This is a genomic window from Marinobacter sp. LM1 (genome assembly GCF_042763285.1).
In the GTDB taxonomy this organism is placed as follows: Bacteria; Pseudomonadota; Gammaproteobacteria; order Pseudomonadales; family Oleiphilaceae; genus Marinobacter; species Marinobacter nauticus.
Genome location: NZ_CP114373.1, coordinates 1,410,709 through 1,436,790 on the forward strand (window position 1 = coordinate 1,410,709; position 26,082 = coordinate 1,436,790).

Annotated in this window: 23 protein-coding genes and 2 tRNA genes; 8 read left to right on the top strand and 17 right to left on the bottom strand. The window is 57.9% G+C overall.

All coding sequences use genetic code 11. The annotated features are described in order from the left end of the window. The first annotated feature begins 2 nt into the window (after positions 1–2). The gene (locus OZ656_RS06685) at positions 3–875 is read left to right on the top strand and encodes a sugar nucleotide-binding protein (RefSeq protein ID WP_153740891.1); all 873 of its coding nucleotides are present in this window, start codon (positions 3–5) and stop codon (positions 873–875) included. Between the two features lie 30 nt (positions 876–905). Here the strand turns inward: OZ656_RS06685 and fnr are convergent, their stop codons facing one another. Continuing rightward, on the bottom strand, positions 906–1,652 hold the full coding sequence (gene fnr / locus OZ656_RS06690) for a fumarate/nitrate reduction transcriptional regulator Fnr (protein WP_011785841.1): 747 nt from the start codon (positions 1,650–1,652) through the stop codon (positions 906–908). Positions 1,653–1,919: 267 nt separating this feature from the next. Then, entirely contained in the window at positions 1,920–2,843 is a 924-nt protein-coding gene (gene ylqF / locus OZ656_RS06695) for a ribosome biogenesis GTPase YlqF (protein WP_278350365.1), read from the bottom strand. Between the two features lie 236 nt (positions 2,844–3,079). Here ylqF and OZ656_RS06700 point away from each other — a divergent pair, with 236 nt between their 5' ends. Beyond that, positions 3,080–3,529, top strand: coding sequence for a Spy/CpxP family protein refolding chaperone (locus OZ656_RS06700; protein ID WP_014420689.1), 450 nt, complete (start codon positions 3,080–3,082; stop codon positions 3,527–3,529). A gap of 62 nt (positions 3,530–3,591) precedes the next feature. Here the strand turns inward: OZ656_RS06700 and OZ656_RS06705 are convergent, their stop codons facing one another. From OZ656_RS06705 to OZ656_RS06725, 5 genes are all read right to left on the bottom strand, one after another. Then, on the bottom strand, positions 3,592–6,069 hold the full coding sequence (locus OZ656_RS06705) for an RND family transporter (protein WP_278350366.1): 2,478 nt from the start codon (positions 6,067–6,069) through the stop codon (positions 3,592–3,594). A 48-nt stretch (positions 6,070–6,117) separates the two neighbouring features. Beyond that, a complete protein-coding gene (locus tag OZ656_RS06710) occupies positions 6,118–7,338 on the bottom strand; it encodes a methyl-accepting chemotaxis protein (protein WP_278350367.1) in 1,221 nt (406 codons plus the stop codon). A 9-nt stretch (positions 7,339–7,347) separates the two neighbouring features. Further along, the gene (lipA, locus tag OZ656_RS06715; RefSeq protein WP_278350368.1) at positions 7,348–8,394 is read right to left on the bottom strand and encodes a lipoyl synthase; all 1,047 of its coding nucleotides are present in this window, start codon (positions 8,392–8,394) and stop codon (positions 7,348–7,350) included. A gap of 130 nt (positions 8,395–8,524) precedes the next feature. Continuing rightward, a complete protein-coding gene (locus OZ656_RS06720) occupies positions 8,525–9,802 on the bottom strand; it encodes an O-acetylhomoserine aminocarboxypropyltransferase/cysteine synthase family protein (protein WP_023008874.1) in 1,278 nt (425 codons plus the stop codon). 117 nt (positions 9,803–9,919) lie between these two features. Further along, positions 9,920–11,032 (bottom strand): serine hydrolase, encoded by a 1,113-nt coding sequence (locus OZ656_RS06725; RefSeq protein ID WP_226597608.1) that lies wholly within the window; start codon positions 11,030–11,032, stop codon positions 9,920–9,922. 201 nt (positions 11,033–11,233) lie between these two features. On the opposite strand from OZ656_RS06725, the gene OZ656_RS06730 reads away from it, so the two are divergent. Together OZ656_RS06730 and OZ656_RS06735 are read left to right on the top strand one after the other, a co-directional pair. After that, positions 11,234–11,935 (top strand): transporter substrate-binding domain-containing protein, encoded by a 702-nt coding sequence (locus OZ656_RS06730; protein ID WP_153740895.1) that lies wholly within the window; start codon positions 11,234–11,236, stop codon positions 11,933–11,935. Between the two features lie 25 nt (positions 11,936–11,960). Then, positions 11,961–12,833: an ABC transporter substrate-binding protein gene (locus tag OZ656_RS06735; RefSeq protein ID WP_278350369.1), complete on the top strand. Its 873-nt coding sequence runs from the start codon at positions 11,961–11,963 to the stop codon at positions 12,831–12,833. A gap of 379 nt (positions 12,834–13,212) precedes the next feature. Here OZ656_RS06735 and OZ656_RS06740 read toward each other — a convergent pair. The 9 genes from OZ656_RS06740 to OZ656_RS06780 form a co-directional block, all read right to left on the bottom strand. Continuing rightward, positions 13,213–13,289 (bottom strand) — tRNA-Met (locus OZ656_RS06740). A 91-nt stretch (positions 13,290–13,380) separates the two neighbouring features. Next, positions 13,381–14,472 (bottom strand): redox-regulated ATPase YchF, encoded by a 1,092-nt coding sequence (gene ychF / locus OZ656_RS06745; RefSeq protein ID WP_278350370.1) that lies wholly within the window; start codon positions 14,470–14,472, stop codon positions 13,381–13,383. A gap of 83 nt (positions 14,473–14,555) precedes the next feature. Then, the gene (gene pth / locus OZ656_RS06750; RefSeq protein WP_011785830.1) at positions 14,556–15,146 is read right to left on the bottom strand and encodes an aminoacyl-tRNA hydrolase; all 591 of its coding nucleotides are present in this window, start codon (positions 15,144–15,146) and stop codon (positions 14,556–14,558) included. Positions 15,147–15,167: 21 nt separating this feature from the next. Further along, a complete protein-coding gene (locus OZ656_RS06755; RefSeq protein ID WP_011785829.1) occupies positions 15,168–15,806 on the bottom strand; it encodes a 50S ribosomal protein L25/general stress protein Ctc in 639 nt (212 codons plus the stop codon). 165 nt (positions 15,807–15,971) lie between these two features. Further along, positions 15,972–16,922 carry a ribose-phosphate diphosphokinase gene (locus OZ656_RS06760; RefSeq protein WP_011785828.1) on the bottom strand — a complete coding sequence of 317 codons (951 nt, stop codon included), beginning with the start codon at positions 16,920–16,922 and terminating at the stop codon, positions 15,972–15,974. 52 nt (positions 16,923–16,974) lie between these two features. Then, positions 16,975–17,049, bottom strand: a tRNA-Gln gene (locus OZ656_RS06765). A 22-nt stretch (positions 17,050–17,071) separates the two neighbouring features. Then, entirely contained in the window at positions 17,072–17,935 is an 864-nt protein-coding gene (ispE, locus tag OZ656_RS06770; RefSeq protein ID WP_153740956.1) for a 4-(cytidine 5'-diphospho)-2-C-methyl-D-erythritol kinase, read from the bottom strand. Between the two features lie 3 nt (positions 17,936–17,938). Then, a complete protein-coding gene (gene lolB / locus OZ656_RS06775; protein ID WP_113879845.1) occupies positions 17,939–18,565 on the bottom strand; it encodes a lipoprotein insertase outer membrane protein LolB in 627 nt (208 codons plus the stop codon). Next, positions 18,562–20,319, bottom strand: coding sequence for a tetratricopeptide repeat protein (locus tag OZ656_RS06780; protein ID WP_153740957.1), 1,758 nt, complete (start codon positions 20,317–20,319; stop codon positions 18,562–18,564). Before OZ656_RS06780 ends, lolB begins: the two co-directional genes overlap by 4 nt. A gap of 234 nt (positions 20,320–20,553) precedes the next feature. Here OZ656_RS06780 and hemA point away from each other — a divergent pair, with 234 nt between their 5' ends. The 4 genes from hemA to OZ656_RS06800 are packed head-to-tail and all read left to right on the top strand — an operon-like array spanning position 20,554 to position 24,533. Further along, positions 20,554–21,843, top strand: coding sequence for a glutamyl-tRNA reductase (hemA, locus tag OZ656_RS06785; protein ID WP_014420702.1), 1,290 nt, complete (start codon positions 20,554–20,556; stop codon positions 21,841–21,843). After that, complete coding sequence (gene prfA / locus OZ656_RS06790; protein WP_011785823.1) at positions 21,840–22,931, top strand: peptide chain release factor 1; 1,092 nt, start codon at positions 21,840–21,842, stop codon at positions 22,929–22,931. Before hemA ends, prfA begins: the two co-directional genes overlap by 4 nt. Then, positions 22,918–23,775: a peptide chain release factor N(5)-glutamine methyltransferase gene (gene prmC, locus OZ656_RS06795; protein WP_278350374.1), complete on the top strand. Its 858-nt coding sequence runs from the start codon at positions 22,918–22,920 to the stop codon at positions 23,773–23,775. Before prfA ends, prmC begins: the two co-directional genes overlap by 14 nt. An 11-nt stretch (positions 23,776–23,786) precedes the next feature. Continuing rightward, on the top strand, positions 23,787–24,533 hold the full coding sequence (locus OZ656_RS06800; RefSeq protein WP_226597602.1) for a molybdopterin-synthase adenylyltransferase MoeB: 747 nt from the start codon (positions 23,787–23,789) through the stop codon (positions 24,531–24,533). 147 nt (positions 24,534–24,680) lie between these two features. On the opposite strand, the gene phrB is transcribed toward OZ656_RS06800, so the two are convergent. Then, on the bottom strand, positions 24,681–26,072 hold the full coding sequence (gene phrB / locus OZ656_RS06805) for a deoxyribodipyrimidine photo-lyase (protein WP_226597601.1): 1,392 nt from the start codon (positions 26,070–26,072) through the stop codon (positions 24,681–24,683). Positions 26,073–26,082: the final 10 nt, after the last annotated feature.

The following is a 26,082-nucleotide window of genomic DNA, read 5'->3' on the forward strand; positions in this document are numbered from 1 at the left end:
ACGTGCATGTACTTGTTGTTCACGACTATGGCCCGCTTGGCAAGGTGCTGTTGGAGCGCCTGCGGGAAACGCATCTGCGGATCAGTCCTTTGCTGGTCAGTGATCCTGCCAATGTCGACCTGCATGCCCTGGATAACTGGATTCCTGAAGACACCGCGCTGATTATCAATGCGTTGTGGCTCGCGGATCCGGAAAAGGCGGAGAAAAACCGGGAGGCGACTCACGAAGCGGCGTTTTCATTGCCGTTGGCGCTGGCCGAGCATGCCCGTGAGCGCAAAATGGCTTTACTGCAGCTTTCTTCATGTTATGTGTTTGATGGCCGTAAACAGGGTGCCTACATAGCGTCGAATCCAGGGCAGCCTGTTAACGAGCTGGGTCGCTGGCAATGGGAATGTGAGCAGGCCCTGAGAACGCAGCTCCCGCGGCATATTATTCTGCGTACCGGCTGGAGCCTGGCCCGATTTATCGGCAAGGTTCAGCAAAGTACGGCGCAAGGTGGCCTGTCTTTGCCCGGCCGCTGTCAGGGGCAGCCGGTGGCGGTGAAGGATCTGGCGAGGGTGATCGTGGCAGTGGCGCTCCAGATCGATTGTGGTGCTGAAGTCTGGGGTACCTACCAGTATGCCGGGGCAGAAGAGATCAATCTGTATGAACTTGGGTTGGCGATAGCCGGCATGCCCGGCATTCCTGAGGGAATCAAGGTGGTGGACGAGGTGCCCGACTGGGGTCACATCGAACCGGTAAACACCACTATGGTCTGTACCAAGATCCGCAATACCTTCGGCATAAAACAGATGCCGTGGCGCACCTGGTTGTCTGAAGAGGTGGCGATGTTGAAGGAATCGAACAGCGCTGAGCGGGTTCCGGCAAATTCCTGAACCCGCTCAGGGTGTGTGACTGGTTGGTGCTTACTGGCCCTGACGGGCGAAATCCCGCGTTACCATTTGCAGCGCTTCCACATCCAGCAGTTCCACTTCCCGCCCGCGAGCGCGGATGATGCCCTGATTCTGGAAGCGGGTGAAAACCCGGCTCACGGTTTCAACTGCCAGGCCCAGGAAGTTGGCAATGTCGTTCCTGGCCATGGGCAGGCTGAAATTGGTAGCCGACATACGACGACGGCGGAAGCGGCTGGACAGCGAGAGCAAAAGCGCCGCAATGCGCTCTTCGGCGGTATTCTTGCTGAGCAGCATCGCCAGCTGATGGCTGTTCTGAATTTCCTGGCTCATCAGGTGATACATGTGGTGCTGCAGTTCCGGCAGCTTGCCGGTGAGTTCCTCAAGCCTGTCGACCGGGAATTCACATACGCTGGTACGTTCCAGCGCTTTGGCCGTGCAGGCATAGTTCTCGCTGCTCATGCTGTCCAGCCCCACCAGTTCACCAGGCATGAAGAAACCGGTTACCTGTTCTTCACCGCCTTCGGTAATAATGGATGTTTTGATGGAGCCGCTCTTGACCGCAAAGCAGGAGCGAACCGGGGTACTCTGATCGAAAATATGCTCGCCGCGGTTATAGATTTTCCCCTGCTGGACAATGTCCTCAAGGCGATCAAGATCGTTCTCTTCAATGGCCAGAGGTAGACACAGGTTGCTCAGGCTGCACTGGTGACAGGAGGCCTTGAGAGGGGATACTTGGTGAAGTCGAATTGCCTGGGCCATAGTTGACGAACCATCCGGGTTGATCCATTCAAAACCGCACCGAAGCGTGTGCGGTGCGTCCTCAGCCCCAACAGGTAAGGCTTTTGCCTGCGTTCGGGGCGGACACCCTGGGCGATCCGGATACCTGGGCATGCGGCGGATTCCCATGGGTGCCAATGCTGAAACATCTGGTTTCAGTCACCTTGATTTAAATCAAGTATAGCAAAAAAGGCTAGTCTTATGCCCAAACTTTAGTCTTTGCGGGTTTGGCTTTTACGCCGACTCCGGCTAGCGTTTCTTCTTCTTGCGCTGCTCGTCTTTTCTTGCTCTCTCTTCCGCCTCGGCCTGTTCCCGGGCTTGTGCTTCGACCAGTTCCTGTTCCACCATATCCGGCGTTTCCAGTGAGATCCGGCCCAGCGTCCCGGCCCGGAGTTCGTTCAGCAGCACTTCGGAAACCTTGTGCAGATCCGGTACCCCGCCGCGGCCCAGGAAACGGCGTTTTACGGCGATGGCATCCATCAGTGCCAGCCCATCTACGGGTGTTTCGTCCAGCCCGTAGCGGTTGACGACGAGCTCCGGGTAGTGGGCAATCAGATAATCCGCCTCGAACAGCGCAACATCCTCGAAATCCAGTACAGCACTGCGGATTGCGCCGGTTATTGCCAGGCGATAGCCGCATTGCACCGGCGACAGCTTGGGCCAGAGGAAGCCAGGGGTATCGTAGAGCAGAACGTTATCCGGCAGTTTGATGGCCTGTTGTGCCCGGGTAACTGCTGGCTCGTTACCAGTCTTGGCGGCGGGCCGGCCAGCCAGGGTATTGATCAGTGTGGATTTGCCGACGTTCGGGATGCCCAGGATCATCACCCTCAAGGCGCTTTTCTGTCGATCATGCCCGGGCGTCATCTCTTCCGCCAGCTTGAGGATGCCCAGGGCTTCCTGGCGTTGATTGTGTGTGAGCGTGACCGCACGTACACCCCGTTCCCGCTCCAGCCAGGCCAGCCACTGCTCGGTGATGACCGGGTCGGCCAGGTCTCGCTTGTTAAGCACCTTGATCAGCGGGGTATCGCCACGCAGCGAAGGCACCAGCGGATTCTCACTACTGAAGGGAATCCGGGCGTCCACCACCTCGATGATGAGGTCCATCTGGGGCATGACTTTCTTGATCTCCTTTCGGGCCTTGTGCATATGCCCGGGAAACCAGTTAATGGCCATGGTGTTTACTCCGCTGATTGATTGAGGGCGCCATTATGCAGGGGAATGACTAAATTTTCACATTCATCAAATCCCGCCAGTGTCGCGCCCTCAGAGCGAATCAAGCTGAGAACCTGTACAAATTGAAGGGATATCGGGGTGAAATGAAGTAGGTGAATGCTTTAGGGTGTCACTTCAAATGATTAAAGCCAATCCGTGGTGGCTCCCGACAAGCCGCCTCAATGATGGAGAACAGTATGAAGCTCGCAAAATTCATCGGTTCCGCACTTGTCGCCCTGACTATCTCAGCGCCGGCGATCGCACAGCAGTCGCCGGGTGGTCAGCCGGATCAGGTGGCCCAGCTCGCGCAGATGGTGGGGCTGTCTGAAGAGCAGCAAACCGAGATTCGCGGCATCATCGACGACATGCAGGGCGAGATCGGCGAACTGCGCCAGGATGCCCGCTCGCTGCAGGAAGACCTGCAAGAGCAGATCAAGCCGGATTACGACGAGTCTGCCATTCGTGACAATGCCGCCAAACTCGGTGATGTGACCGGTGAAATTGCAGCGCTTTCTGCCCTGATGCAGGCGAAGGTGGATGCGGTGTTCACCCAGGAGCAGCGTGATGAGCTGGATCGCCGCATGAAACAGATGCAGCAGCAGATGCAACAACAGCGTCAGATGATGCAGCCTCAGGGCCAGCAGTAATCCGCTGAGTCGGTCTGTATGAAAGAAGCCCCGCCGGAGCCTGGCCCCGGCGGGGTTTTTTGTTATGGGGCGTTAAACGGTCGAACCAGAATGATCAGCCTGGGCAGCAAGGTCAGTGCACCCAGCAATGCCATGAACATGGCAAAGCCGGTGAACAGGCCAAAATAAATGGTGGGAATGAAGTTCGACAGCACCAGTATGGCGAAACCGGCAATGATGGTTAGTGAGGTGTAGAACATGGCCTGGCCAATGCTGCGGTGACAGCGATGCATGGTGGCCAGGTAGTCGCCATCTTTGGCGAACTCGGTTTTGAAGCGATGGATGTAGTGGATGGTGTCATCTACCGCAATCCCGACGGTGATGGCCGCCACGGTAATGGTCATCATATCCAGTGGAATGCCCAGCCAGCCCATCAGCCCCAGTACTGAGCCTGCGGCAATCAGGTTGGGTGCCATACCCACCAGCGCCAGCTTCACGGAACGGAACAGGATCAGAAACATGACCAGGATAGCGCCAAACACCACGCCGATGGTTTTGATCTGGGAATCGAACAGGCTCTGAAGCATGTTGTTGTACATCACTGTCATGCCTGAGAGCAGTATGCGATCCCGGTCGTAACCGAGTTCGGTGCTCAGGTGGTGGCGAATGTCATCCAGCAGCTCCTGTCGACGCAGGTCCGGCATGGTTTCGAGTATGCGGATACTGAATCGCGCCTTGTCCTGCTCCTCAGAAATATAAGGGGTCAGCAGAATATCCTGTAGATCGTCCGGTACGGCGGCGGGCACAAAGGCCAGCTCCAGGGCGTCCAGGGGCTCACCGCCGTTAACCTGGGCCAGCAGGTCGAGTGTGGTCTGTATGGACAGGACTTTGCCGGTCTCCGGCAGGCTATGCAGGTAATCATGCACCTCACCGAGTTGGCGCATTTTCTGATAGGTGTACCAGGTGTCCCGGTATTCCTCGTCACCGCAGTCTTCTACAAACGGGTCGCAGTCACTGGCGAATGGATCCGCGTTGGCGTTTTCCGGGGCGGGTTGATCGGTGATGACCACATCCAGCGGCGTGGTGCCCCCCAGTCGGTCGTCTATGGTGACCATGCCTTGATGGATTTCGGTGGAGGACTTGAAGTAATCGATAAAGCTGTTCTCTACCGTCAGTCGGTTCAGGCCAATCACGCAGAGCACGGCAATGACCCCGGAACTGACCAGGACCGTCCCGCTGAACCGCTCGGTGAAGCGGGCGAAGGCATCGGTGAAGGGCACCTTGTCTGAGCTCACGCGCTGGTCGATCGGGGGTGGCAGCAGGCTCAACAGGGCCGGGAAGATCAAGAAAGTAATGAGAAAAGCCACGGTCAGCCCCAGGGTCATCATCCAGCCAAAATCGATGACCGGCCGGATGCCGCTGAAGGTGAGGGAGCCGAAGGCAACAATGGTGGTGATCGCCATATAGAAGCACGGTCGGATCATGGTCATCAGGGTGTTGCGCAGGATGTTGTTTGGCGCAGCCTCGGGCTCGTCATGCTGGAATTCCCGGTAGCGCACAATCAGATGGATGGTGAGCGACAGGGTCATGATCAGTAGCAGCGAGATAAAGTTGGACGAAATCACTGTCACCGGCCATTGGGCCCAGCCCAGAAATCCGACCATCAGCCAGACGGTAAAACCGCAACACAACAGTGGTACCACGACCCAACGCCATTGCCGGAAAATAATCGCCAGGGTGAGCAGCAGGAAAGCCAATACCCCGAAGCCGAAAGTGGAGAGATCGTTTTCAATAAACCGGATCATGTCGGCGACAATCATGGGCACGCCGCCCAGGTGGATGCTGGCGTGGTCGCGGTATTGCTCCAGTATGGCGCGAACCTGATTGATGGTGGCATCACGCTCTTCACCCAGTTGCTCGGTGTAGCGGATAAATTCGTCGCTTGTCTGCTCAAGTTGCGTCCGCTCGGCCTCGCTGGCCTCGCCCCGATTCACCTTTTCCCGGAGTTCGTTACGCTGGTTGAGTAAGTCAAAATAGCGGTCCGGGGTTGGCAGGTTGACCTGGATGGCCGTGGTCTTTCCGTCCTCGCTGATGAGCAGGTTGGGGTACATGGGATTGTCCAGCAACGCCTGTCGGCCGGTCGCCGGAGCCACATCGTGTTCATCCAGCGTTTTGATCTCGCTGTCGACGGTGTCCAGGGTCAGGTCCGGACTGTGCAGCAGCGGTACATTCAGAATGCTGTTGGTGGAACCGACGGCCTCAAGAGCCTGCAAGTCGTCGCGAAGAGCCCTTAACCGCGACAGGCCTTCGGTGGTGAACAGGGGCTCGTTGGGGGTGTAGGTGACCACCAGGAAATCGTCAGAGGTGGTGAAGGTCTGGTTTACCTGTCGGTACTGCTCCAGCGAACGATCGTTTTCCAGCACCAGGGATTCTGCCGAGGCATCCAGCCGGAACTGATCAAAACGCAGCGCGGTCAGTGCCAGTAGCAGGGCAAACAGGGCCAGAACAATCCAGGGGTGGGGCAGGATAAAACGGTCGTAGAAGGCGCCAAGGCGATTCATGAGTTACAACTCTGCAGTCAAAAACGAGTGCAGAGTGTGCCACAAACCTCAGCGAACTGTGACCTTTGCCGAGGCTTCTTCCAGTGAACGGATCAGTTGCTCCAGACGTTGCGTCATATCCGCGCTTTCCGAGAGCTGGACAACCATGTTCCGGGTAGTCTCCCGGATGTCCTGAATATTGGTCAGAACCTGATCGGTATCGGCGGTCTGTTCGGCAGACATATCCGCGATTTCCTGATTGGTCCGGTCGATACGACCGACCACCTCGTTAATGGCTTCCAGGGCCTGGCGCCCCTTTTCGGATTCTTCCACGCATCGCTCGGCGTCGTCTGAGCTCCCCGTCATCTGTTCGACAGCGGTATTCATGGAGGCCAACAGGCGATCCAGGGTGGTCTGGATCTGGTCGGTGGAGTCCTGAACCCGGCGCGCCAGGTTACGGACTTCTTCGGCAACCACCGCAAAGCCCCGGCCCTGTTCGCCCGCGCGGGCGGCTTCTATGGCGGCATTGAGGGCCAGCAGGTTGGTTTGCTCGGCAATGCCCTTGATTTCGGTAATGGTCTGGCCGATCTCATGGCTGTTTTCGGCCAGTGACTGTACGCTGCCAGCAGACTGGCGAACCACACTCGCCAGCATGCGAATGCTGTCGGCGCTCTGGCTGACCCGTTGGCTGCCATTTACCGCAGTTTCCCGGGCTTCTGTTGACAGGGTTTTGGCAATGCCTGCCTGTTCGGCAATGCCGACAAAGCTTTGCAGCATGGCCTCAACGGATTCGGCTGAGCGGTTGGCGCCTTCCTGTTGCCGCGTGAGGCTGTCCCTGCGTGCGGCGGCCCGCTGGGTGAGAGATTCGACCTCCTGGTGCAGGTGCTCGGTGGCCGTTTTCATACTGCGAACGACATCAGATGTACGATCCTGCATGGCATTGAAGGCAGCGGCCATTTCGCCAATTTCATCCCGGGAGTCGACGTCGGCCCGACGGCTCAGGTCGCCGCTGGTCTGCACCGCAACCATGGTGTTCTTGAGCCGGTTAACATGGCGTTCGATAAAGGAAATCAGCAGCTGGGAGCCGGCCATCTCCAGTGCCATGAGCACTGCCACGATCAGTGCAAAGCCCGGCGCGGTGTCTGAAAATACCTGGCTGAAGCTGGATTCGGTCTGGCCCGCGATCACCTGCATGGCATAGAGCACCAGCAGACAGAGCACCGCAAACACGAGAATATTCAGCAACCAGAATTTGTACTTCAGCCGGATATTTCGCAACAGGGTCAGCATTGGCAGCTCTCAGTCAACGGCCTTGACCGGAATCTGCATCGCCTTGTCGGGCACGGGAACCTCCGGCACGCTCAGGCCCAGATTGTTCTTGTCGAATACCCGGTCGGCCCGGTAGCTGGAGCGAACCATGGGACCGGACGGCACTTCCATGAAACCTTTTTCCAGACCAATGTCGCGGTAACGGTTGAATTCTTCCGGGGTGACGTAGCGCTCCACCGGCAGGTGGTTCGGCGTGGGGCGCAGGTACTGGCCCAGGGTGAGAATATCCACACCAATGGCGCACAGATCGTCCATGGTTTCAAGGATTTCCTCTTCGGTTTCACCCAGACCCAGCATCAGGCTGGTTTTGGTGAGCACATCTGGCCGATGTTTCTTGGCGTGGGCCAGTACGCTCAGGGTTTTTTCGTAACCGGCACGGGGGTCTCGCACACGACTGGTCAGGCGCTTGACGGTTTCCACGTTCTGGGCGAACACGTCCAGTCCGGAATCCACCACTTTTTCCACGTCGCTCATTACTGCATCAAAGTCCGGGGTCAGGGCTTCTACCGCCACCTCCGGGGTACGCTTTTTGATGGCCGAGACACAGGCCGCGTAGTGCGCGGCGCCGCCGTCGGGCAAGTCGTCACGGTCTACCGACGTCAGCACGATGTAGCGCAGGCCCATCAGTTCCACAGACTTGGCGGTGTTTTCAGGCTCTTCCGGGTCAAGCCAGCCTTTCGGGTTGCCGGTGTCGACTGCGCAGAATTTGCAGGCCCGGGTGCACACAGAGCCCATCACCATGATGGTGGCGGTGCCGTTGGTCCAGCATTCGCCAATGTTGGGGCAATGTGATTCCTGGCAGACGGTGCTCAGCCGGTGCTCGGTCACGTTCCGGCGCACGGCATCGTAGCGCTCGCCGCCCGGCATGCGCGCCCTCAGCCATTTCGGCTTGCGCTCCAGAGATTTGCCTTCCGTGTTTGATGATGAACGCTTGACGCCGTCCTTGATGGCGGAGAAGCCGTGTTCGTTACGGAATTTGGAACCACTGGTAATGCGGGGCTTTGCGCTTTCGCTCATTGGCCAGGAACTCTCGGATAAGGGTGTGGTGAACCTTTAAGAGTAATCGGCAGTCAGGGCAGTTACAAGGCAGGTAGGGGCAATCACGGGGTTACCGGGCACGACTTTGGTCGTACCCGGTTGAGGGATATCAAGCCTGGGATTTTTCCAGGGCCTGAGTGATATCGGCGATGATATCGTCGGCATCTTCAATGCCGATCGACAGCCGTACAAGGTCTTCGCTGACCCCCGCACTTTTCAGCTCGTCAGCATTGAGTTGGCGGTGGGTAGTGGTGGCCGGATGGCAAGCCAGGGACTTGGCATCGCCAATGTTCACCAGTCGCAGGATCAGATCCAGGGCATCGATGAATTTGGCGCCGGCTTCGCGGCCACCTTTAATGCCGAAACTGAGAATGCCGGAGGCCTTGCCGTCACAGATCTTGTCGCAGGTGGCCTTATAGGGGCTGTTCGCCAGGCCGGCGTAGTTGACCCATTCCACGGCGGGATGATCCTGCAGGAACTGGGCAACCTTCTGGGCGTTGTCGCAGTGGCGTTCCATGCGCAGGGCCAGGGTTTCCAGCCCCTGCATGATCAGGAACGAATTGAACGGCGACAGGGCGGAGCCGGTGTTGCGAAGCGGTACCACCCGACAGCGGCCGATAAAAGCGGCTTCGCCCAGGGCTTCGGTGTAAACCACGCCGTGGTAGGAGGGGTCGGGCTGGTTCATCATCGGGAACTTGTCGGCGCTGGCTTTCCAGTCGAACTTGCCGGAGTCCACCACAATCCCCGCCACCGTGGTGCCGTGGCCGCCGATGTACTTGGTCAGGGAGTGAATCACGATATCCGCGCCATGCTCGAACGGGCGGCACAGAAACGGCGTGGCGACAGTGTTATCGACAATCAGCGGAATGCCGTGCTTGTGGGCAATCTCGGCCCACTTCTGGATATCCACCACATTACCGGCCGGGTTGCCGATAGATTCACAGAACAGCGCCCGGGTCTGGTCATCGATGGCGTTCTCTACCGCCGCAAAATCATCGTGGGGCACCATCTTGCATTCGATGCCCTGGTTCGGCAGCGAGTGGGCAAACAGGTTGTAGGTGCCGCCGTACAGCTGGCTGGTGCTGACGATGTTGTTGCCCACCTTGCAGATGGTTTGCAGGGCATAGGTAATGGCCGCCATGCCGGACGCTACTGCCAGTGCGCCAATACCACCTTCCAGCGCTGCCATACGCTCTTCCAGAACCGCGTTGGTGGGGTTCATGATGCGGGTATAGATGTTGCCCTGTACCTTCAGGTCAAACAGGTCGGCACCATGCTGGGTGTCGTCGAAGGTGTAAGACGTGGTCTGGTAAATGGGCGTGGTGGCGGCCTTGGTGGTCGGGTCGCTCTTGAAGCCGGCGTGCAACGCGAGAGTAGCTGGTTTCATCACAACATTCCTTGCTGGTGGATTGTTCGTTATTGGTTTAAGGAGCCGAGTATGCCACAGGCATTCGGGCTTCGGCACAGTTCCAGCGGTTATACCGATATACGGCAGAGTGCGGAGTCAGTCCAGGACACCGTATACCAAAGCTCTGAGCTGCTGTCGGATGGGGTAGGACGAAGACGGCATCAGCTGGGTCATGAAAATCACCACCAGATCTTCCACCGGGTCGATAAAGAAGCTGGTGCTAGCCAGGCCGCCCCAGCCGAATTCTCCCGGCGAACCAATCGTGGCGGATTTGGCGATATCGGTTTTGACCGAGAACCCTAATCCGAAGCCGCTGCCGGCATAAGGTGTTTCAGTGAAGCCGCCAATAGACAGGGCAGGGAGATCCTGGCCGCCCGGTAGGTGGTTCAGGCGCATAAACTCCAGGGTTTTGCGGCCGATGATGCGCTGGCCCTGATATTCGCCACCCTGGCACAGGGCCTGGGCGAAGCGGAAATAATCATCTATGGTGGACACCAGCCCGCCGCCACCCGACAGGAATTTTGGTTCCTTCAGATAGCGGGACCGCTCCGGGTCGTCCTGGAGTTTCATGGTATTTCCGGATTGGTACAGATAGCAGGCGGCAAAGCGTTCCTGCTGGTCTGGTCGCACATGAAATCCGGTATCGGTCATGCCCAGGGGGGCAAAGATGTGCTCCTGAAAGTAGCTGTCCAGAGATTGGCCGGAGAGCAGCTCAACCAGGTAGCCCAGGACATCGGTGGACACAGAATAGTTCCACGCAGTGCCGGGAGAGAACTCCAGAGGTAACTCGGCCAGCCGGTCGACCAGCTTGTCCAGAGTCAGAATGGTACTGCCATCCAGTTTCAGCTTGCGGTAGGCGGCATCTACCTCGGTTCGCTCGGTGAAGCCATAGGTCAGCCCGGAGGTGTGGGTCATCAGATCCCGGATTGTCATGACCGAGGCCGCGGGTTCCGTCTCGAAATCCGGATAACGGCCTCCCTTGTAGACGCGTAGATTGCGCCAGCCTGGAATGTATTTGTGGACCGGGTCGTTGAGCAGGAACTTGCCCTGCTCGTACAGCTGCATCATGGCAATGCTGGTGACGGGTTTGGTCATGGAGTACACGCGGAACAGGGTGTCCCGGTTCATCGGTAAGTTTCTCTCAACATCCCGCAGGCCCTGGGCGTGACACCACAGAATCTCGCCATGCCGGGCTACCAGGGTAACCATTCCAGGAAGCTTCCCCGGCTGAAGGTAATGAGTGTCAAAGAAAGAAGCGATTGGTTCGAATTTTCCGGTATTCCGTTTTGGCATAGTCACTGTGCACAGGTATTGAAGAGGTTGGTTCCATCAGCGTGTTGCCAGCAGACTGGGCATTTCTGTACTACCCTGAAACCACCGTTCGAGTTGCACGGGCAGGGAGCAGCTGACATGGGCAGGATACCGCACTGGCTTGCGCCGGTTTTAATCTACTTTCTCACTATACCTTCATTATCGGGTGCCGTAACTGACAAGACCGTCTATCCCGTCGGTGTTTTTGAGGGGATCCCGCGGGAAATTGGCGTTGAGAACGGCTCGCTGGTTGGCCGCTTTGCCGACATTTACCGCTGCGTCTTTGATCGGGTGGAAGGGAACTTCCAGTTTATTGAGATGCCGCTGGCGAGAATTCTTTTTCAGTTGGAGAAGGGAGAATTGGCGATTGGGTTGCCTCTTGTGCAGACGGCAGACCGCGACCAATATGCCGATTTTGGTGGCAGGCTGTTCCAGACCGAATACGTATATCTGTTTTTGGAGCAATATCCGCCTTTGCGCCAGGTGTCCGGCCTGCGTTATGCCTTTGTGCGTCGGTTCATAGGCAACCAGTTTCTTCAGGGAGACAACGCCAGTGCGGTCATGGTGGCTGAATGGAAGCAGGCCGTTGATATGGTGAAGCTTGGCCGCGCTGATGTCGTGGTTTTACCGGCGGTTCTTATCGACCATTTGATGGCGGGGTATGAAAAGCCATTCTACGTACGAACCGCGGCGTGGGTAGATCTTTCGTTGTATGTGTCACACCGCTTCGGTGCGGAGCGATTGGCACCGGAATTCCGTAGAGCTATTCGTGATTGCGAATCCTATGATGACCGCGAGTAATGGCTGACCCGGATTCTATCCTTTTTTGTGGAGCAATCGTTCAAAAAGAAGTACTGTATTCGGTAGCGGCATAAACTGTTTACCGGTGGCCTATCCCTTGATATCAGATTCTCTGTACCGTTTTCTCTTCTATGTCCTGCTGTTGATTCCTGGTGCAGTGAAGTCAGACACGTTTCCATTGGCTCCCCTCATCGTCATGGCGCCCGACATACCCGGGATGTCGGAGCCAGGTGAAAGTGGCCGAGATGTAGAATTAGTGAATGCTGTGCTGGAGGCCTGCGGCTGGGAAGCCGAATTTGTCTACCAGCCCTTCGGTCGCCACATCCGCACTTTTCGCGACCAGAGTGCCGCCGATGCCGTTATGACGGTCCAGCTATCTTTGGACATACCGGGGGTCTCCACGTCTGCCTATATCTGGTACCACAACGGCGCTTTCTATAACGCGTCGGTGGTTGGTCCCATAACGACAATTGATGATCTGGCAGGGTTAAGGGCGGTTACGTTTCAGAATGGCATCGACATACTCAGACTATCTGATCGCGTGGATGAGTTTGAGCTGTTGCTGGAGGTGACTGACCAGACGATCCACGCCCGGATGCAGTTAATGGGCCGCGTTGATGTCATTCTAGCCGACGGTCTTGTGGTGGCTACTCTGGACAGGCGGATCCGTTCAGACCGTCGTTTTGGGGAGAGTTGGCCAAAAGAGCTGGACGATTTTGTATTCTATCCGGTTTTCAATCCTACTCCTTACAAAATGGTTTTCCGAAGTGAGGAGCTTGCCACTCAGTTTGACGAATGCTTTGATCGCCTCAGTGCGAAAGGCCGGATCGTTGAAATCAACAGCAAACACATTGATCAGTATCAGGAGCTGCTGCTGCACCGTTATTTGGGGTTCTAGTCAGTTCGCATCGCGGTGTCGTTGAGAATGCTCTATTGCGGAGCCTGGTACTTCTGCATTGGAAGCAGGCGTGTCGTCCAAAGGGATTTGTTTCTTTCTCGTTGCTCTTAAACGGGGACGCTCACCAGGTTCTTTTGACCGCTGATACTGACAGTCCCCGACTAACCGTCTCTGATGGCGGCTATCTGATTCTGAACTGGTCTTTATGTTCAGAGCGGAAGCATCCTCAATAGCTTCTCCATCCGGCATTCACTGACCGTGATTGACAGTGTGTTTCGGGGTGCAATAGCGCCGGCAAAGTTGTTGTGGGCAACCGGGGGTCAAAAAGGGGACAACCATAAAAAAAGGGCTACAACGTGAGTTGTAGCCCTTTGAATTCTGGTAGCAAGGGGCGGAGTCGAACCGCCGACCCCAGCATTATGAGTGCTGTGCTCTAACCAACTGAGCTACCTTGCCATTTCGCTTCGGGACACGCCCCAAACGAGGCGCGTATTTTCGGTATTTGGGCTCATCCTGTCAAGGCTTTACGGCCAAAAAATACCGAAAATTACACGTTGAACCGGAAGTGAATAACATCGCCGTCTTTGACGATGTAATCCTTGCCCTCCAGGCGCCATTTGCCGGCATCTTTGGCGCCGGCTTCGCCGTTGTACTGCACGAAATCGTCGTAGCTCACCACCTCGGCCCGGATGAAGCCGCGTTCGAAGTCGGTGTGGATAACGCCAGCCGCCTGAGGGGCTGTGGCGCCGATTCTGACGGTCCAGGCACGCACTTCCTTCACGCCGGCGGTAAAGTACGTTTGCAGGCCAAGCAGGCCGTAACCGGCGCGGATCACACGGTCCAGCCCAGGTTCTTCCATGCCCATTTCGTCCAGGAACATGGATTTCTCTTCGTCTTCCAGTTCAGAGATCTCGGCTTCCAGCTTGTTGCAGATGGGTACCACGACCGCGTTTTCAGAAGCGGCAATCTCACGCACCTTGTCCAGGTGGGGATTGTTCTCGAAGCCGTCTTCGTTCACGTTGGCGATGTACATGGTGGGTTTGACGGTAAGCAGGCAAAGCTCGCGAATCAGTGCCATCTGGTCTTTGTCCAGGTCCATGCTGCGCACTGGCTTGCCTTCGTTCAGTACCGGCAACAGTTTTTCAAACATTTCCAGTTGGGCCTTGGCTTCTTTGTCGCCACTCTTGGCGACGCGCTGGACGCGTTTGATGGCTTTCTCTACGGTGTCGAGATCGGCCAGGGCCAGCTCGGTGTTGATCACTTCGATGTCGGAAGCGGGATCTACCTTGTTGGCCACGTGGATGACGTTTCCGTCTTCAAAGCAGCGCACCACGTGAGCAATGGCATCGGTCTGGCGGATGTTGGCCAGGAACTGGTTGCCCAGGCCTTCGCCCTTGGAGGCGCCGGCGACCAGGCCGGCGATGTCGACGAACTCCATGGTGGTGGGCACCACTCGTTCCGGCTTGACGATCTCCGCCAGTTTGGTGAGGCGCGGGTCTGGCATGGCCACCACGCCGGCGTTCGGCTCGATGGTGCAGAACGGGAAGTTTTCCGCGCCGATGCCGGCTTTGGTCAGTGCGTTGAACAGGGTGGATTTGCCGACGTTGGGAAGGCCGACGATGCCGCAGTTAAATCCCATGGAATGCCTCTGCTGGAACTGAAAAATTTGGGCGGATTATACCGGTGTATCGGTAAGGGTGCGAGTAAGGGGATGTGCCTTGCTCAGGGCGTTGGTTTGAAGCTGTGCAAACGGTTCATGGCGGCAGCCAGTTTGCCGCTGGCGGCATCCGGTAATACCCGCATGACTTCGTCAAACACGGCGGTCAATTGTTCGGTTTCCTGTTTGCCCAGTCGGCCCAGTACAAAACCGGTGACTTTGCGGCTGTCGCCGGGGTGGCCTATGCCAAGGCGCAGGCGCTGGAAATCGTTGGTGCCCAGATGGGCGATGGTGTCGCGCAGCCCGTTGTGGCCGCCGTGGCCGCCGCCTTTCTTGAGTTTGGCCGTGCCGGGAGGCAGGTCAAGCTCGTCGTGGGCAACCAGAATCTGTTCAGGGGAGATCTTGAAGAAGTCCGCCAGGGCCTTGATGGCAGTGCCGCTGCGGTTCATAAAGGTGCTGGGGTTCAGTAAGTGCAGGTCCAGGCCCTGCCATTGAATGCGGGCGTATAGCCCGTGATACTTCTTTTCGGGACGGAGCGTCTGACCCGCTTCGCGGGCCAGCGCTTCGACGAACAGGGCGCCGGCGTTGTGGCGGGTATTCTCGTAGTCGGAACCGGGATTTCCCAGTCCAACCACCATGACAATATCCTGTGCCATTCGCCGTTGCCCCCGGAGTTATTACTCCTCGCCGCCTTCTTCGCCTTCCTCGCCTTCAGCGTCGTCCGCCTTGGCGCCTTTCGGCTTGTGGATAGAGGCAACTGGCAGGTCGTGGTCTTCGCCCTGCTGCAGAGCGGCAACTTTAACGCCTTTCGGCAGTTTCAGGTCGCTCAGGTGAACTACCTGATCCATCTCGACTTCGTTCAGGTCGACTTCGATGAACTCGGGCAGGTTCTGCGGCAGACAGATCACTTCAACTTCGGTCATGGTGTGGGAAACAATGCCACCCTGGAGTTTCACGGCCGGAGCTGTGTCTTCGTTGATGAAGTGCAGCGGTACGTTAACGTGAATCTCGTGGTCCTTGTCAACGCGCAGGAAGTCGGCGTGAGTCAGGATGGGCTTGTACGGATGACGCTGCAGATCCTTCAGGATCACGCTCTCTTTTTTGCCCTGAATGTCGACGGTCAGGATGTGAGAGAAGAAGGCTTCGTTTTCGATGGCCTTTTTCAGCTCATTGTGCCAGATGGCGACCGGAGTTGCGTCTTTGCCGCCACCGTAGATGATGGCCGGAATCTTACGCTCTTCGCGACGCAGGCGGCGGCTCGCACCTTTCCCCTGATCGTCACGAGGAAATGCTTCAATAACAAAATCCTGAGACATGGTAATTACCTCGTTGGTCATCTGAGCGGCCCGCGACCAGGCTCTGAACAGATGAGCATTTCAAAAAGACCGGAGTTTTCCGATCGACTAAAAGAGTCGGGAGCCCTGTTGGACTCCCGACCCGGAAACTGCCTTTAAGTCTGAGGGTTACAGCGATAAGTCTGTTCAGACGTTCTCGAACATGGCGCTGATGGACTCTTCGTTGCTCACTCGGCGAATGGATTCGGCGAGCAGTCCAGCCATGCTGAGGGGGCGGATTCTATCACAATTTTTGGCTTTGTCACCCAGCGGGATGGTGTCGCACACCACCAGTTCGTCCAGCTCCGAGTTGTTGATGTTCTCGATGGCCGGGCCGGAAAGTACCGGGTGAGTAATGTAGGCAACCACGCGGGAGGCGCCGTGCTCTTTGAGCGCGTTGGCGGCTTTACACAGTGTGCCGGCGGTGTCGACGATGTCATCCACCAGGATGCAGGTCTTGTCGCGGACGTCACCGATGATGTGCATTACCTGGGAAACGTTGGCCTTGGGGCGGCGCTTGTCGATGATGGCCAGGTCGGCATCATCCAGGCGCTTGGCAACAGCGCGGGCGCGGACAACGCCGCCTACGTCCGGAGATACGACGACAAAGTTCTCGAACCGCTGTTTTTCAATGTCTTCAAGCAGTACCGGGGTGGCGTAGATGTTGTCCACCGGGATATCGAAGAAGCCCTGAATCTGGTCGGCGTGCAGGTCTACGGTCAGCACACGATCCACGCCAATGCTGGAGATCATGTCGGCGACCACTTTGGCGCTGATGGCTACCCGGGTAGAGCGAACGCGACGATCCTGACGGGCATAGCCGTAGTAAGGAATAACGGCGGTGATTCGTGTGGCGGATGCACGACGCAGGGCGTCAGCCATCACGATCAGTTCCATCAGGTTGTCGTTGGTGGGGTAGCAGGTGGGCTGGATAATGAAAACGTCGTGACCACGAACATTCTCATTGATTTCAACGGTGGTCTCGCCATCGCTGAAGCGGCCTACAGTGGCCTGGCCCATGGGAATATGGAGTTTTCTGGCAATATCACGCGCAAGTTCGGGGTTGGCATTGCCAGCGAAAATCATCAATTTGGACACGACAGCATCCTTCTCAGTATCGGCGTTTGATTCAGAAGAAGCGGGAGAAAGGTGGCTGGGGTGGCAGGATTCGAACCTGCGCATGACGGGATCAAAACCCGTTGCCTTACCACTTGGCGACACCCCAATATCATCGTGCTTTTTTGGCATCATTTCAGCTCTGTCAGCTTTTTGTGCAGAGGTGAATGGTTCACCCCTTTAGCTACGAACCCCGTGATGCCGGAGGGTTTGCTTTCCCAGATAATCCGGGCTGCGGATTCTGTCGGGAAACGTCCAAAAATGCAAGCCCCGGTTCCGGTTAATCTTGCAGGTCCGAATTGTGAAAGCCACTCCAGGCTCTGGTTAACCTCAGGATACAGTTTTCGAACTACATCCTCACAGTCGTTTCGGTACCTCGAGGCGTCTCCCTCAAAAGCGGGGCGTATTTTGATTTTTGGTGTGTCCCTTGTCAACCCTTCGGCTGAAAAAATCTTTCCGGTGCTGATGTTGCACTCGGGTTTGAGCACCAAAAACCAGTCTTCCGGCGGGTTTGTGGGGGTCAGCTTTTCGCCGACACCCTCGCCAAAGGCTGCATGGCCACGCACAAATACCGGCACATCGGCGCCCAGGCGCAGGCCGATTTCTGCAAGCTGGTCTTCGCCCAGATTCAGTTCCCAGAGGCGGTTCATTGCAAGCAGGGTGGTTGCGGCGTTGGAGCTGCCGCCACCCAGGCCGCCGCCCATGGGCAAGCGCTTGTGGATGTGAATGGTAACGCCGGGGAGCGTGTTCTCGGTGGTTGCGGCCAGGCCTTTGGCTGCCCTGATCACCAGGTTGTCATTGTCCGGAACGCCTGATACGGGTTCTGCCAGTCGTATGCCGGGCTGCTCCGGAGTCAGTGTGAACGTGAGTTCGTCGCCATAGTCCAGAAACTGGAACAGGGTCTGGAGCTCGTGGTATCCGTCCGGGCGCCGGCCAACGATATGCAGGAACAGGTTGAGTTTGGCGGGTGAGGGCAGGGTAATCCGGGTTAACAATACTCAGTCCTCTTGTTGCCATTCGCTGATGACCACGCGTACCCGTTTGTCGCCGTTCAGGGCTGTGATCCGGGCAGGAAGCGCGGGCAGGCTGTCAATGAATGGCTGCCAGCGGTCATAGCGAATTTCCCAGCCATCCTGCCGCAGGATGGCCAGTTGGTGCTGTTCGTCGAATAGCAGGCGGAAATCACCCTCCGGCGCCGGCAGTCCTCGAACCCACCAGGCGAGGTTGTCGATGGGCAGGTTCCACCCTGTAGCGGCGGCCACCAGGGTTTCCGGGTCTGAGGACTGGTAGGTCTCACCATTGGCCAGGGTTAATTCTATGAAGCCCGGAACGCCCGTGAGTCGTGTTGTGCCCATGCCCAGGAATGAGGATGACAGCGAGAGGTCGTAGCGTTCACCCTGCTGGCGCCAGCCGTTGATAATGGCAGTGCCGCTGTCTGAGGGTTGTTTTACCGCCAGCTTTCCTCTCAGTTGCCATTGGTCAAAGCGGCTCAGGTGGTTGCTGCGCTCGGCCCAGTCGGCGGGCGGCTGGTTGGTCATGCCCTCGGGCAAGGGTTCCAGCTGGATGGTGGTACAGCCGGTCATGGCACCGGTTAGCAGTGCCACGCCGAGTAGTCTTCGGATCATTGGTCGGCCCCATCACTGGTCAGCCGGTCGATGGTTTCCCGAAGAATTTCATGGTCCGGGTTCTGGTCCAGTCCTTCTTCCCAGATGATGCGTGCCTGTTCTTCATTACCGGTTACCCACAGGACTTCGCCATAGTGTGCCGCTACTTCCGGGTCCGGGTAGGCTTCCCAGGCGCGGGCCAGAAAGTCGAGGGCCTGATTCGTTTCGCCCTGGCGAAACAGTATCCATCCCATGCTGTCCAGAATGGCCGGGTTTTCCGGATCCAGCGCGAGGGCTTTTTCAATATAGCCGCGGGCTTCATCCAGGCGATCAGTGCGCACCGTCAGAATGTAGCCCAGGGCGTTCAGGGCAACGGCATTTTCCGGTTGCAGTTCCAGGATGGTTTTCAAATCCTGTTCGGCACCAGCCGGTTCTCCCATGGTGTCCTGCAGCATGGCCCGCGCATAGCGAAGTTCAACGTTGTTGGGGTAGCGTTCCAGTGCGGCATCGGCTGCGGCAAGGGCTTGCTCATTCCGCTCCTGGTCGATCAGCAGATTCACCTCCAGCAGCCAGAACTTCTCGGCGTGATCAGGGGCTCGCTCGCGCAGGTTCTGGATGTGGGCAATGGCCTGGTCCAGTTCGCCGGCCTGGGCCTGCAGTTCGCTGGCACGGGCCAGCGACGGGAAGAAATAGTTTCCCCGTTGCACGCTCTGGTAGTACTCGATCGCCTGGTCGGTATTGCCGGCATCTTCCTCAATGCGTCCCAGGTAGTAGCTGGCTTCGTCTTCATGGTGGCCCTGCTCGATCAGGCGAATCAGTTCCTCCCGGGCCAGTGCGGGTTGCTGGTTTTCCAGGGCGACCAGGGCGTGTGAGAGTCTCAGCCCCGGGGTGTCCGGATAGCGTTTTACCAGCCGTTCGAATTCGTCCTGGGCGGCCTGCAGTTCGCCCTCGTTGATCAGCATGCGGCCATAGAGGGTGCCCATCTGGCGGTTGGCCGGGAAGCGCCGGGTATTGGTGGTCAGGTAATTCAGGGCCTCACGTTTCTGCCCGGTCTGGTAGAGCAGATCGCCCTTTAGGATGATGGCGGGCTGGAAGTTCGGCTCCTGCTCAAGCAACTGGTTAATCTGCCGGAGGGCGACCGTGGGGGTGCCGGTTATTTTCTGCAGCAGGGCAATGCTGTACTGCAGTTCGGGGTTATCCGGGTGCTTGACTGCCAGTTGACTGTAAAGCGCCAACAGCTCCTGTTGCTGCGCGGGCGGCAGTCCCGCGGCCATGGCAGCGAGGCTGTCAAAATCCGCGTCTTCTCCCTGGTCCATGATCTGCTCCATATGGAACAGGGCGTTTTCCAGTTTCTGGCGCTTGACCGCCTGAATGGCCGATATCCGATGTGCCTCCAGATTGTCGGGGTCCACGTCCAGCCAGAGCGTAGCCAGTTGTTGCTGGGCATTGTCTGCATTCAGAGACTGGGCGATCCGCATGGCCCGCTCAATCACGCCGGTGTCCCGTGAGGTTTTCGCAGCCTGGAGGTAATTGACCAGGGTGACATCGTAGCGCCCACGCTGGCCGGCCACTTCAGCCGACAGAAGCTGATAAAGCACTTCCGGTTCGAATTCGGCATAGTTGATGGGCGTGGCAGGCGGGGTAGCTGCGGGGGTATTGGTCCCGGTTACCTCATCGGCGGGTTCCGGGGTGCCAGAAAATACAGCGCAGCCCGGAAGTGTGACGAGAGTAAGCCCCAACAGGCAGGTAACCAGATACGGTGCGGATTTTTGCATGCAACTTCCTGTGTGCTATCGGCGATAGGTCAGTGAAAACCGTTTTCCGCCCGGTAATTGAGGCAGATCGGGTTGCGGCCACGGCCAAGGCCCTATAATGGCATAAGCGTCTGAACTTGCCCAACCTGTCCGCACTTGCCGAAGGCGACGGGTTTTCGGGTGGCGACTGAGCAGTTGCCCCGGTAGAATGGCGAGTGATTATCCATAATCTGGGCAGGGTTTTCTGTACTCCAAATGGCACTAGTAACGCTGGGAATCAACCATCGCACCGCACCCGTGGAGATCCGCGAGCGTGTGGCGTTCACGCCGGAGCGAATGGCCGAGGCCTTTTCAGAACTCCGTGCTGCCTCCGGTGCCAGCGAGGCGGCTATCCTGTCCACCTGCAACCGGACGGAGCTTTATCTGGCCGGGGATGATGACTGCGCCCCCTCAGTGCTGCGCTGGCTGGCCGGCTTCCACGAGCTGGATGTGGCCGATCTTGAAAACGTACTCTATGTGCATCGGGATTCCGACGCGGTTCGTCATATGATGCGGGTGGCCGCCGGCCTGGACTCCATGGTGTTGGGCGAACCGCAGATTCTGGGCCAGCTCAAGGATGCCTATGCGCTGGCACGGGAGCACAGCGCCACCGGTTCCTTTCTGTCCCGGTTGTTCGAGCAGACTTTTTCCGTAGCCAAACGTGTACGTACCCAGACAGCTATCGGTGAAAACCCGGTGTCGGTTGCCTATGCCTCGGTCAGCATGGCACACCACATTTTTGCGGACATGTCCCGCAACAAGGCGCTGCTGATTGGTGCCGGGAAAACCATTGAGCTGGTAGCCCGACACCTGGCAGAAGCTGGTGTGCGTAGTTTTCTGGTGGCCAACCGTACACTGGAGAAGGCCCAGGCGCTGGCAGAAGCCCACGGAGGTAAAGGCATTCTGCTCTCGGAAATTCCGGATCATCTTTCCGATGTGGATATCGTGATTTCCTCCACCGCCAGCCCCTTGCCGATTCTGGGCAAAGGCGCGGTGGAAAGGGCGTTGAAGAAGCGCAAACACCGGCCCTATTTCATGGTCGACATTGCCGTGCCCCGGGACATCGAACCGGAAGTGGCTTCGCTGGCCGATGTCTACCTCTATACCGTAGACGACCTGCGTCAGGTGATTGAAGAGAATATTCGCTCCCGGGAAGGCGCGGCCCGTGAGGCGGAAAATCTGATCAGCAGTGGCGTTCAGGATTTTCTGGATCAGCTGCGTGCCCTGGATGCGGTTTCCACCCTCAAGGTGTTCCGTCAGCGAGCAGAATTGCTGCGTGATGCGGAAACCGAGAAAGCCCTGCGCGCCCTGCGCAACGGCACTGATCCTGAGACGGCTCTGCGCTCACTGGCGCGGGGCCTGACCAACAAACTTCTGCACCAACCCTCGGTTCAGGTACGCAAGGCGATGGCCGAAGGCCGTACCGAAGTGACCGAATGCCTGAGGGAGCTTTACCAGCTGGACGCACTGGAAGCTGACGAGCCCACCACCACGGAAAAACTATGAAACCATCCATCCAGTCCCGCCTCGAACAGCTTGTTGAACGGTTCGAGGAGGTGAACGCGTTGCTGAGTGATGCCTCGGTGATTGCCAATCAGGATAAATTCCGGGACCTGTCCCGCGAATTCGCCGAGATTGAACCGGTGGTCAAGTGTTTTCAGGCTTGGCGACAGTCTCTGGAGGACATCGATGCGGCCACGGAGCTGGCCAAAGACGGCGATGCAGACATGCGGGAAATGGCCGAAGAGGAGCTGGCCAGTGCCCGGGCTCGCAGTGAAGAGCTGGATGAAGAATTGCAGCGGTTAATGCTGCCCAAAGACCCCAATGACACCAAGAACGTGTTCCTGGAAATCCGTGCCGGCACCGGGGGCGATGAAGCCGCTATCTTTGCCGGCGACCTGTTTCGCATGTATTCCCGCTATGCCGAGAAACGCCGGTGGCAGGTCGAGGTGCTCAGCGAAAATGAAGGGGAGCACGGCGGTTTCAAGGAAATCATCGCCCGCCTCTCTGGCGATGGCGTTTATGGCACCCTGAAATTTGAATCCGGTGCGCACCGGGTGCAGAGAGTGCCGGAAACCGAATCCCAGGGCCGCATCCACACCTCGGCCTGCACGGTTGCTGTAATGCCGGAGGCTGACGAAGCCGAAGCGGTCGAGATCAACAAAGCCGATCTGCGGGTGGATACCTTCCGCTCCTCCGGTGCCGGTGGTCAGCACGTGAACAAAACCGACTCGGCCATCCGCATCACCCACCTGCCCACGGGCATTGTGGTGGAGTGCCAGGAGGAACGTTCCCAGCACAAGAACCGCGCCAAGGCCCTGAGCCTGCTGGCCTCCCGCCTTCAGAATGCCGAGCTGGAAAAGCAGCAGAAAAGCATGGCGGAAACCCGCAAGAGCCTGGTGGGCAGCGGTGATCGTTCCGAACGTATCCGCACCTACAACTTCCCCCAGGGCCGGGTAACGGATCATCGTATCAACCTGACTCTGTACAAGCTCGACGAAGTCATTGCCGGAGACCTGGACGCTGTGGTGGTTCCCTTGCAGCAAGAACACCAGGCCGAACTGCTGGCAGATATGGCCAATGAGCAACAGTGAATGTTCGCTCACCTGTGAGGCCCTGCTGAGAGAAGCGGCAGGCAGGATTGGTGGTGAATCTCCCAGGCTGGATGCCGAACTGCTACTGAGCCACATCACCGGCCTGACTCGCACCAGTTTCCGGGCCTGGCCGGAGCGGGACGTGCCAGTGGAGCAGGCAGAGCGGTTTTTCGCGTTGGTGGGCGAGCGTGCCAGCGGCCAACCCGTTGCCTATTTGCTGGGGGAGCAGGAGTTCTGGTCTCTCCCTCTCAAAGTCAGTCCGTCCACCCTGATCCCCCGGCCAGATACGGAGTGCGTGGTAGAGGCCGCGCTGTCGCTGGAATTACCCGCCCGCGCAAGCGTGCTGGACCTCGGCACCGGCACCGGTGCTATCGCGCTGGCGCTGGCCAGTGAACAGCCTGGCTGGCGGATTATGGCCAGTGACCGTGTGGAAGACGCGGTCGAGCTGGCCCGGGAAAACAGCCGGCGCCTGGGATTGCCTGTTACCGTGGTAAAGAGCCACTGGTTCGACCAGATTCCCGCCGGAACTTTCGACCTTCTGATTTCCAACCCACCGTATATACCGGCCAGCGACCGTCATTTAAGGGAAGGTGATGTGCGCTTCGAGCCTGAATCTGCCCTTGTGGCCGGAGACGATGGCCTGGACGATATTCGCCTGCTGGTGACCGAAGGACTGAACTGGCTTAACCCCAATGGCTGGATGCTGCTGGAACATGGCTACGACCAGGGCGGCGCCGTACGGGATTTGTTTGCCAAAGCCGGATGGCGCAACATAGAAACCCGCAAAGATTACGGCGGCAATGATCGCATGACCCTGGCCCGGAAACCGGCCAGCGACCAATAGCGAGAACAACCATGCTCAGCGACGAAGAACTCCTCCGCTACAGCCGGCAAATCCTGATGCCCCGGTTCGACATCGCCGGCCAGGAAAAACTCAAAGCCGCCCACGTGCTGGTCATCGGCGCCGGCGGCCTGGGTTGTCCTGTCGCCCTCTACCTTGGCGCAGCAGGTGTTGGCCACTTGACTCTGGTCGACGATGACCAGATCGAACTGGCAAATCTGCAGCGCCAGATCGCCTTTGAGCAAAGCTGGCTGGGCGATTCAAAAGCCGAGCGTCTGGCAGAGCGGGTGAGGGCGATCAATCCGGAAATTACCGTTAACGCAGTCAATCGCCGGGTGGATGGCGATGATCTGCGCCAGCTGGTGAGCGAATCCACACTGGTGCTGGACTGCACGGACAACTTCAACACCCGGTTTGCATTGAACCGGGCTTCGGTTTCTTCGAAAGTGCCCCTGGTTTCCGGTGCAGCTATTCGGGGGGAAGGCCAACTTTCTGTTTATGATCCCCGGAAGTCTGAGAGCCCTTGTTACCATTGTCTGTATCCCGAGCAAGGCAATGAAGACCTGACGTGTTCGGAGGCGGGCGTTATCGCCCCATTAGTTGGCATGATTGGCTCGGCTCAGGCCATGGAAGCAATAAAAGTGATCTCAGAGGTAGGCAGGCCGCTTGTCGGTCGCTTGCTCCTACTCGACGCCTGGCAAATGGAGTGGCGAGAAATGAAACTCGCAAAAGATCCAGACTGCTCCGTATGCGCAGGCTAACGCCAAAGTAGTGGCGGGTTGGGGATGCCCTTCTAAAAATTTGCGGAGCCATGGATGGCGGAGCAGAAGCGCCACAGGGATGTGCCGTAAGGAGCGGTTTTTGGAAGGGCATCCCCAACCCGACACGGCGGTTAACACGCCAAATGATCAGTCCTTTAGCGCCTGAAACCTGGCAATGGCCTCTTTACGGGACTCTTTCAGATCGACAATGGGTCTGAGGTAGCCTTTCGGGATAACACCGCCCTTGGAAGGATCATGAATCCGCTTGTTGTCCAGCTTTGCCAACTCGGGCACCCAGTTCCGAATAAACTCCCCCTTAGGATCAAACCGCTCACTCTGGGTCACCGGATTGAACACCCGAAAGTAGGGCGCAGCATCGGTACCCGTTGAGGCACTCCACTGCCAGCCACCGTTGTTAGACGCCAGAAAGCCATCCACCAGATTCTGCATAAACCAGGCTTCGCCCAGCCGCCAGTCGATGAACAGGTTCTTGGTCAGGAACATGGCAGTGATCATCCGCAGGCGATTGTGCATCCAGCCGGTGGCTTTCAACTGGCGCATGGCTGCATCCACAATAGGGATACCCGTGCGGCCTTCCTTCCAGGCTTCGAAATGCTCGCCCGGCGTATTCCACTCCAGAGCCTCGGTTTCCTCCTTGAACGCACGCCCCATACTCACCCGCGGGTAGTGATAAAGGATATGGATGTAGAAATCCCGCCAGGCGATTTCATTGATCCAGGTTTCCACGCCTTCCCCGGAAAGGCCTGATTGCTTTGCCGCAATCAGGCACTGGCGCCCGGAGAGCACGCCATTGGCCAGGTAGGGGGAGAGCTGGCTGGTGCCATCCAGCGCCGGGAAGTCCCGGTTATCTTTGTAGTCTTTGGCGCGCTCCGTCAGAAACGCCTCCAGCTGCTCGTGAGCGGCATCCTCTCCCGTCGGTACCAGCGGCTCCGGTGCCTCTCTGAACGGCGCAGGCAGGGTGTCGGTCTGTTCGGGTTTGACCGCGTTGCCGATCGCGGCGGGCCTGGGGTGCAGAGTGGGCCGTGTTTCCTCTATCCAACTGCGCCAACGACGGGAGAAAGGCGTAAACACCGAGTAGGGTTCGTTCTGCTGGGTCAGAATCTGGCCGACCGGGGCGACGGTCTGGTCCCGGTACTTGCTCACCCGGATGCCGAAATCCACCAGGCGATCGCGCAGTGCTTTATCCCTGCGGCGTTCGTTAATGCCGTACTCCTCGTTGAAATGGACGTCGGCAATGTCACTGTCCTTGCAGAACTGCAGCAGTGCATCGCTGCCATCCGAAAAACGCTCGGCGTTCAGGAATGTCAGTGGAACGCCAAGCTCAGCCAGTTCCCGGGCCAGGGCGTTGGCGTGTTCAAGAACAAAGCGTACCCGGGCGGCAGACCAGTCGTGTTCCTGCCATTGCTGAGGGGTGACTACGAAACACGCGCGCACCGGTTCTCCTGACTGGCACGCGGCCGTCAGGGCAGGGTTGTCGGCAAGCCGAAGGTCGTTACGGAACCACACCAGTTGTGTCATCGGGTCATCC